At 54.1% G+C, this 7,248-nt stretch carries 5 protein-coding genes; all 5 read right to left on the reverse strand.

Annotation, left to right across the window (positions count from 1 at the left end; all coding sequences use genetic code 11):
* Positions 1 to 319 precede the first annotated feature (319 nt).
* The 5 genes from brxL to AC13DJ_RS08270 are packed head-to-tail and all read right to left on the reverse strand — an operon-like array spanning position 320 to position 6,991.
* On the reverse strand, positions 320 to 2,395 hold the full coding sequence (gene brxL, locus AC13DJ_RS08250; protein WP_482932781.1) for a BREX system Lon protease-like protein BrxL: 2,076 nt from the start codon (positions 2,393 to 2,395) through the stop codon (positions 320 to 322).
* A 25-nt stretch (positions 2,396 to 2,420) separates the two neighbouring features.
* A complete protein-coding gene (locus AC13DJ_RS08255; RefSeq protein WP_482932782.1) occupies positions 2,421 to 2,927 on the reverse strand; it encodes a hypothetical protein in 507 nt (168 codons plus the stop codon).
* The gene (locus tag AC13DJ_RS08260; protein ID WP_482932783.1) at positions 2,924 to 4,078 is read right to left on the reverse strand and encodes an ankyrin repeat domain-containing protein; all 1,155 of its coding nucleotides are present in this window, start codon (positions 4,076 to 4,078) and stop codon (positions 2,924 to 2,926) included. Before AC13DJ_RS08260 ends, AC13DJ_RS08255 begins: the two co-directional genes overlap by 4 nt.
* 25 nt (positions 4,079 to 4,103) lie before the next feature.
* Positions 4,104 to 6,602, reverse strand: coding sequence for a BREX-1 system phosphatase PglZ type A (gene pglZ, locus AC13DJ_RS08265; RefSeq protein ID WP_482932784.1), 2,499 nt, complete (start codon positions 6,600 to 6,602; stop codon positions 4,104 to 4,106).
* Positions 6,599 to 6,991, reverse strand: a complete 393-nt coding sequence (locus AC13DJ_RS08270) for a hypothetical protein (protein WP_482932785.1) — start codon at positions 6,989 to 6,991, stop codon at positions 6,599 to 6,601. The genes pglZ and AC13DJ_RS08270 overlap by 4 nt, the downstream gene beginning before the upstream one ends.
* Between the last annotated feature and the right edge of the window lie 257 nt (positions 6,992 to 7,248).

Consider the following 7,248-nt stretch of genomic DNA (forward strand, 5'->3'; position numbering starts at 1 on the left):
AGCTTTCCAGCTCCAGTTGATCGTTTACCGTAAGATTAAAGGGTGCTGGTTTCCGGGCCAAAACAGAGTCTCCGAGCTCGTGAACAATAGCTCGAATTGTAGCACATTTTCGCTTAGGAATTAACCAGACGGAACACTAGGTCCTGGCTTTCCAGCTCATCTGCGATGCAGTGGTCAAGCTCCGGCAGCAGTGCCTCGATGTCGGCGAGGGTTCGCATGTTTCAGATGCACTCCTTTTTTAATGGAGATCGGGCGTTGTTCTAAGGCAAATAATCGAGTTCCTGGGAACGACTGCCCAGAGCGCCCCCTCGTATTACTTTCACTCAACTTCCGTAGGTTTGTATTTAATAAACGTCACCTCAAAAGCCTTGCTAGACCGAAACTCCTGCAACCGATTAGCAAATGCAAAGGCCTCATTCATCTCATAGTGCTGAAAGATATCCAGTCCCCTGTCCAGAGATATCTTCCAACCGTGGTCCGTGACGATATGGCGGGCGTGAATGGTGCCACTTTCGTCAAACTCCCAGGTGAAATCGATGCCCACGGTGCGAGCGGATTCCTGGATCTTTTCAAAGCTCTCGTCTTGCAGGTCACCCTTGAACTCATCTCGAACGGTGATGAGGTGAACAGTCACCTCATCCTCTTGAGACTTGTTCTTCACAACCGCTTCGAGAAATTCCATGAAGTTGCGGATCTGGTAGAAAAGCCGGATGTAGGGGTCTGTAACGGTGATCTTGCTGGCTCCCCTCAGGTAAAGGCCGAACAAGTCGTCGAATGAGATGCCCTTCTGATTCTCCTGAAAGGTCAGGTGCTTTTCTTCAGGCCCCGATTCGGACACTTGGTCTGCCGGCTGAGCCTCACTGGGCTTTGCTTTTGGGGCATCAGAAGCCTGATGCGTGTTGTCGCCACTCTCGTCCGATGCCACCGTCCGATGGTAATAGCTCGGATATTCTTCCTCTTCCAGCGTGGTCACCAGAACTTCTTTACCGCTCTCGTCCCGGTAAGAAAAACGAACTTCTCCGTAGGTGGTATCAATCCGCTGAAGCTGGTCTTTAACCCGCTTCCGACCTTCGATGGAAAAGCGCAGTAGCTCTTCGATCTCATCCTTGGTCGCTCCACCCTGTGGGAACAGGATTTTCATCAACCCGGAGAATGTCTTGTTAATACCGTCCCGGTCACGAGTCGAGATATCTGAAGAAAGGGTGAAGTGATCACGATACTGGTCAGAGTAGTCGTAGTTCCGCATCGAGCGCAGGATCTCTGCCAGGTAGTCCACCACGAAGCCATATCCGTCGGAGAACATCTCGCCTCGGATAATATCGACCTCCCACCCGGGGATATAGAAATGGATCCGGTCCAGGAACGCCGAGTCGTAGAACTTCTCCGGCAATTCATCGAACAAGTCTGAATGCTTCAGCATGTACGGAACGGTGTGCCGTGTATTCCCGACAAACACCATGGAAGCCTCAGCACTCAAGGTCTCTACGCCCCGCGAGAAGGACTTGTTCGCCATGTAGTTCTTCATGATGTCGACCAGGGCTTTGTCGACTCGCTTCTGCTTGCCTGCGAACTCGTCAAAGGCCACACAGTCCCAATAGCCCACAAGCCCTATCTTGCCGCTGGAGTTATTCACAAAGAGCTTTGGTACTGTCACCTCACCGCCGGACACCAAAATCCCGTGAGGTGAAAACTCCGAGTACACGTGGGATTTACCGGTACCCTTGGGGCCAAGTTCGATCAGGTTGTAATTGCGCTCACAGAACGGAATCAGTCGAACCAATTGGGTCAGCTTGCTGCGCCGACCAAACATGTCTGGATTGAAGCCGATGCTTTGTATTAACAGGTCAATCCACTCATCGGTACTGAACTGTTGGCGTGCCGCAACGTAAGCGTCATAGTCAAAATGGGACAGCTGGATGGGTTTGAGGGTAGAGAGAATCCAGGGACTGACATTCTTGTCTTCTGCGAATTCGTATTCGATGTCCGCAATGCACCAAACGCCACTCACCAACAGCTTTGGGTGCGCTTTTACCGTTGCGGAATCGACCAATACCTTCTTGATACCCAGGTTGGAAAACTGGGCCTCATAAGCGTCTGTTTTCTCGTTCAAGGCCACGCTGATTTTATCGATGACCTTGTAACGACCTTTTTCCTTGATGTTCGAGCGCACCAGTCCAGATTCATTCCTATGGACGTAATGCTTGGCCAGGATCTCCTTTACGGTTTCTATGCCGGTCTGAATCGTGGCTTCATCATTAGTGGCGCAATACTGACCGAGCAAATACTCCAGCACATACGATGGCACAATCGCGTTGCCCTTGACCGTTTTCACCAGATCCTTGCGGACCACAAGACCCGGGAAGTGCTGATTAATTTTGTCGTCCAGTACGCTCACTTTCATTTCCTTGTTTGTTACAGAATTAAAAAGGCAGGCCGAACATCCAACCGATCACTGACAATGGGCTCAGGGGATTAACTGCCTCATCCAGAACAGTTTCGCTGACCGCCTGCTCCAGAGCTGCATCCTCAATTCCCGAATCGATCACCATATCACCATCAAAGCTTGCGGCCACTTCTGAGGTCGCCACAATCCCGACATCCGGGTTCTCCTCGATAGCCGCGCTAATGTAGCTACTGCTATCTGTAGCCTTGAGCTGAATCTCCTGCACGATGTTATCGCCGTCCATAATGGCCACATCCGTTACCGGATGGTTTGTCGCCTCAAATATCTGAGCCTCTACCCCTTGGGCTGACAACAGATCTACGTATTCCTGTTCAAACAAAATGCCTTTGATATGGCTGGCGTGCCCGGCCACCGCATCGCCATCAATAGAGGAGAAGTAATCCAGAATCTCAGAATTCGATGCGGATTCAAACTCGTTGTATCCGCGTCTAACCGCTTCGAAGACCTCGGTAGGCTCGATCATGTCGTTACACAACCCGCATTAGCCAGAAGACTCCGCACTGAATTATGTTTGAATAGATCAGCAAGCTTATAAGCAGTAAAATCTTTGTGATTCTTTAGGTTAAGGTTGGCCCCGCTTTCAATCAGCAACTCAACCACTTTCAGGTGCCCTTCCCCGGCGGCAAGAATCAATGGTGTCCTAGCGCCGTTGATTCTCTGGTCCAGGTTTGCACCTCTGTCTATCAGAAGCTTACAAAGTTGTGCATTTCCCCGGTCTGCAGCAGTGTGTAGTGGCCACCAGCCATTTTGATTCGGGATATTGGGGGAAGCGCCATGCTCTATGAGAAGCTCAGCAATCCCTGCACGCACATCCAAGGCCACACTCAGGGCTGGATTACCGTTAGGAGACCGGCAATTGGCATCCGCACCGTGCTCCAGGAAAAGCTTCACTGCCTCTAAATCGCCCCGACGTATAGCCAGAATAAGAAGCGGCGTCCCATCTGAATCCATGATGTTGACGTTACAGCCATCACTGACAAGCTTTCGGACTGTGTCATCGTAGCCTTGCTCATAGGCCGATAGCAGCGCTGCTTCACTGTACTTCCTGCCAAAGTGGGCTCCGCGCTCGATCAACAATTCCACGATGTCAGTGCGCTGTTTGAAATAAGCCCCGGTCAGCGCGTTCCAGCCATCGTTATTGCAGATGTGGATATCCGCTCCATTCTCCAGCAAAAACTCCACGATACGGCGGTAGCCTTTGATGGCCGCCCAGATGAGTGGCGTCCACCCTCTCGAGTTGCGGATATTTACCTCAGCGCCCTTGGCGACCATCTCCTGGGCAAGCTCAAAATACTCGTACTCAAGTGCCAACAGCAAAGCACTGCTGGACTCCTCACATCGGAAATTCGGATTAGCCCCTTTTTCCAGAAGAATGGAGGCGATATCGAGGTAGCCAAGCCGAATGGCAAGCCGCAGCGGTTCAGTATCAGCCGCGTTCGGATCAAATCGTGAATCCGAAAGCAGTTCCATCGCAACATTCTTGAAGCCCGACTCCAGTGCCAAGGTGAAAGCTGTGGCACTAAGCACTCCACTCTCAATCGAGTCGTCTTCGGCCAAAGCAGCTTTAACCTCAGCCAACCGCCCTTCTCTAACCGCTTCCAGCAGCGCACTCATGTACTAACCCTCGTAATCCCTGAATCTAAAAATCAAAATCGCTGGTAAACGAGCGGCGCATCAAATACCTGAGCGATTTGTATTCCTTGTAGTGCGAAGTGCCTGCGTGCTGCTCTTCCAAACGCAGGAAGACTTCCTGGCCATTAGCCTCATCCGCCTTGCGGCTCAGCACGAAGCGCACCTGAAGCTCCCGCTCGCGGGGATTCTCCGAGGTCAGGTCAAACGACAGTTCGTGACTGTCCGAGATCAGCTCCCCTGACTGGGTATAAATCCCGGCCCGCAGGTGGCGAGGCTGTACTTTCTCGGTAACCGGTCCGGACTGATACAAGGTGACGGCTAGTTGGCCGGAAGTGATCACCGAACTGGCCCCACGCAGGATGTCCACCTCAACGGCGCTGACATCACTCTGGCGCTTCTTGTTAACCTTCAGGACCGGAATCACAACCTCCTGAAGGGATGCGCCGCCGTGCACAAAGCGGCTGCCAGAGCCTTTGAGGCGCAGCCGGTTGATGGACTTGGGAATCTGCACTTCCATATCGCCATCCAGCCCAAGCTGCTCGGACGAGAAGTGATGGAACGCCGGAGAGGCGGACAGCCCCTTACCCAGCACGAACCGACGGTCCCGGTAGCGAATATCATCGCCAGAAACGGCATCGCCCAGGAAATCACTCTCATCCAGCTCACGGTTCTGGTAAATAAAGCCGTGGTCAGCGGTGATCAGCAGGTTATTGGCGTTGGCCGCCGTGAGCTTCTTGATCAGACGAATGAGGTCACCCAGGGTTTGTTCTGCGGCTTCAAAGGCCTGCCCCTCTGAATGCATCTTGTCGCCGGTGTGATCGATGCGGTTGTGGTAGATGTACAGCACATCATTACCCTTGAGCAGCTCCCGGCTGTCGTCCCGGTTGAGCTGCATAAAATCCTCCGCCTTAACGGCCTGGCCCCGCCCATCCAGGGCGGCCTGCAGGATTTTGGTACGGTTGACCGTGCCCTGTGAGCTTTGGCCATCCACCAGTACCGTGCCGGTATCGTTGTCGGCGATCGCCAAGGACTTGTTGGGCAGCAGCGCCGCCATACCGAGCTGCGTATAGCTGGGAAGGTTCGAGAGAGCCGGTTCGAGCTCCGCGCTGTAGCGATCTTCCTGCCGGATAAGGCCCAGCAGTTCATCACCAATCTCATAGCGCATGGCGTCGGAAATGATCACGCAAATCCGTTTGTCCTTCCGCAGGTACGGGCGAACCCAGTGGTCGAAAAAGGCTTTTTGCTGAACGACCGGATAGGCCTCCCAGCGCGGCGCGGCATCCACGTGAACCTGGAAGCCATCGCCCAGCTTGAGCAGGTAGTTGTTGGAATACAGGTTCTCCACCTGCTCACTGAGCTCGCCCATCAACGATGCCTGGCCGGACATACGCACATGATAGGTAAACTTGCGGTAGAGCTGATCCAGCTGGTACCAGGAGCGGCTGTATCGCTGGACGCCGTCTGAGAGGCTGTCCATGGTGAGACGAGCCTCACCGAGCATCTGGACAAAACGGGCCGCAAACTCAATGGCTTCATACAGGTGGCGGAACTCCCCGTACCAATGTCCCTGGCGCCGCTGCCGCACCCACAGTGCCACATCGCCGCTGGTGACCGTGCGGCCTACCACCGCCCGCACCAGGTCACTGATAATCTTCTGATCGATTAGCCGGAAGTAGTCCAGCTCAACCAGGTCCCGGAAGTCCCGTTTACCGAGATCCTGCTCAATGCCCAGCACCCCGGCACACTCGGCAGACAGGGTTTCAAACCCCTGCTCGAACTGCCGGCTGTCTTTCCAGCGTTTGAGGAACACCAGGGCATCGCCGGTCAGTTTGACCTCGCCATCGGTACCCATGGCGTAGCAGGACTTGAACAGCTCGATCACAAAGTCGCGCAGGCTGGGTTCACTGGCCTCATAGCCGTAGAAACGGGCCAGTTGCTCCCACAGGAAGCTATCCAGACCGCAACGCTCAATCAGCCGAATGCCATCATCGCGCTCTTCCGCCAGTTGCTGCAGCAGGGTTTCCACCACCGAGTCCATACGGGGCTCGCTACCGGCACACACGGCCAGCATCTTCAGGCGCAGCTGGCCGGCAGTGTCGTCCGATTTCAGGAACTTCTTCAACGCCTCCTTGCGCTTGATCGCCTGGAAAAACTCCGCGTGAGCCTGGGCCACCTCGGCAAACTCCAGGCCCAATTCCAGTTCGGATAGCCAGATGGCCACCTGGTCAGTCCGGAACTCGCCGTGGGCCAGCTGTACGTCCAGCAACCAGTTGTCCAGATCCTCTGGTTGCGGTCCTTCTTTGTACAGAAGAAACTTCTGGTCGGGTGACTCCCGCAGAACACGATATTTCAGGCCGTACTCGTTGTTGGCGATTTCCAGTTTCTCCACGTGCGGGATGGAAACCGTCTCGAAGTCACCGCGCAGCTCGTGTTTGGTGTCGTACCAAAACACGATGCGGTGCTTATCGAACAGTCGGCTCAGAGCCTGGTTAATACGATCACTCATTGGCTTAACCCGGTAATCTTTTTCAATGCGTCGCCAAATTTCGGATAGTTGGCCTTCACCCCGTCATCGAGATCGATTTCCACCTGCTCGGTAGCCAGGGGATAAAGCACATCCCGCTCGTAGTCATCCAACTCGGCTAGGATGTTGTTGATCTTCTCGATCTCTTTCAGGGCCTTGGTCTTATCACCCTGGGAGGCCCCGGCGCTGATACTGACGGCCTCCAGATGATTTTTTCGGGCTTTCAGCTTCTCGTCTTTGAAATCCCGAAGATACTCCAACACCGTGCCCACGGTGTGTGGCTGGTAGCGGTGCATGTAGATCAGCGCGTTGAATGAGCCCTTTGGTGAGGAGAACAACCAGTAAATGGGGCGTTTCTTGTAACGGCGCACGTGGTCGTTGTAGAAGTCCTTCAGGAAGTACTTGCGGATGTCCTTGCCCAGCGCCTGCTCGACAAAGCGGAGGTTTTCCTCATAGTGCTCTTCACCAAAGGCGATGCGCAGGAATTCATATATGGTCTCCTCCCCGCTTGCAAGGCCTCAGACGTTGTTGATGAGGGACAGGTTGCTGCCATATATCCGGCCTGTTAACGAGGCTGCGCTGCCGCCTCTGGCCTTGATGAGGATTCGCCGCGCGCCTGCCTAATCAC

It is taken from the genome of Marinobacter sp. L-46 (assembly GCF_056859535.1).

Bases quoted from the DNA above. Each gene is read 5' to 3' on its own strand.
- pglZ (WP_482932784.1), bottom strand. From the start codon at position 6,602: ATGAGTGATCGTATTAACCAGGCTCTGAGCCGACTGTTCGATAAGCAC.
- AC13DJ_RS08260 (WP_482932783.1), bottom strand. From the start codon at position 4,078: ATGAGTGCGCTGCTGGAAGCGGTTAGAGAAGGGCGGTTGGCTGAGGTT.
- AC13DJ_RS08255 (WP_482932782.1), bottom strand. From the start codon at position 2,927: ATGATCGAGCCTACCGAGGTCTTCGAAGCGGTTAGACGCGGATACAAC.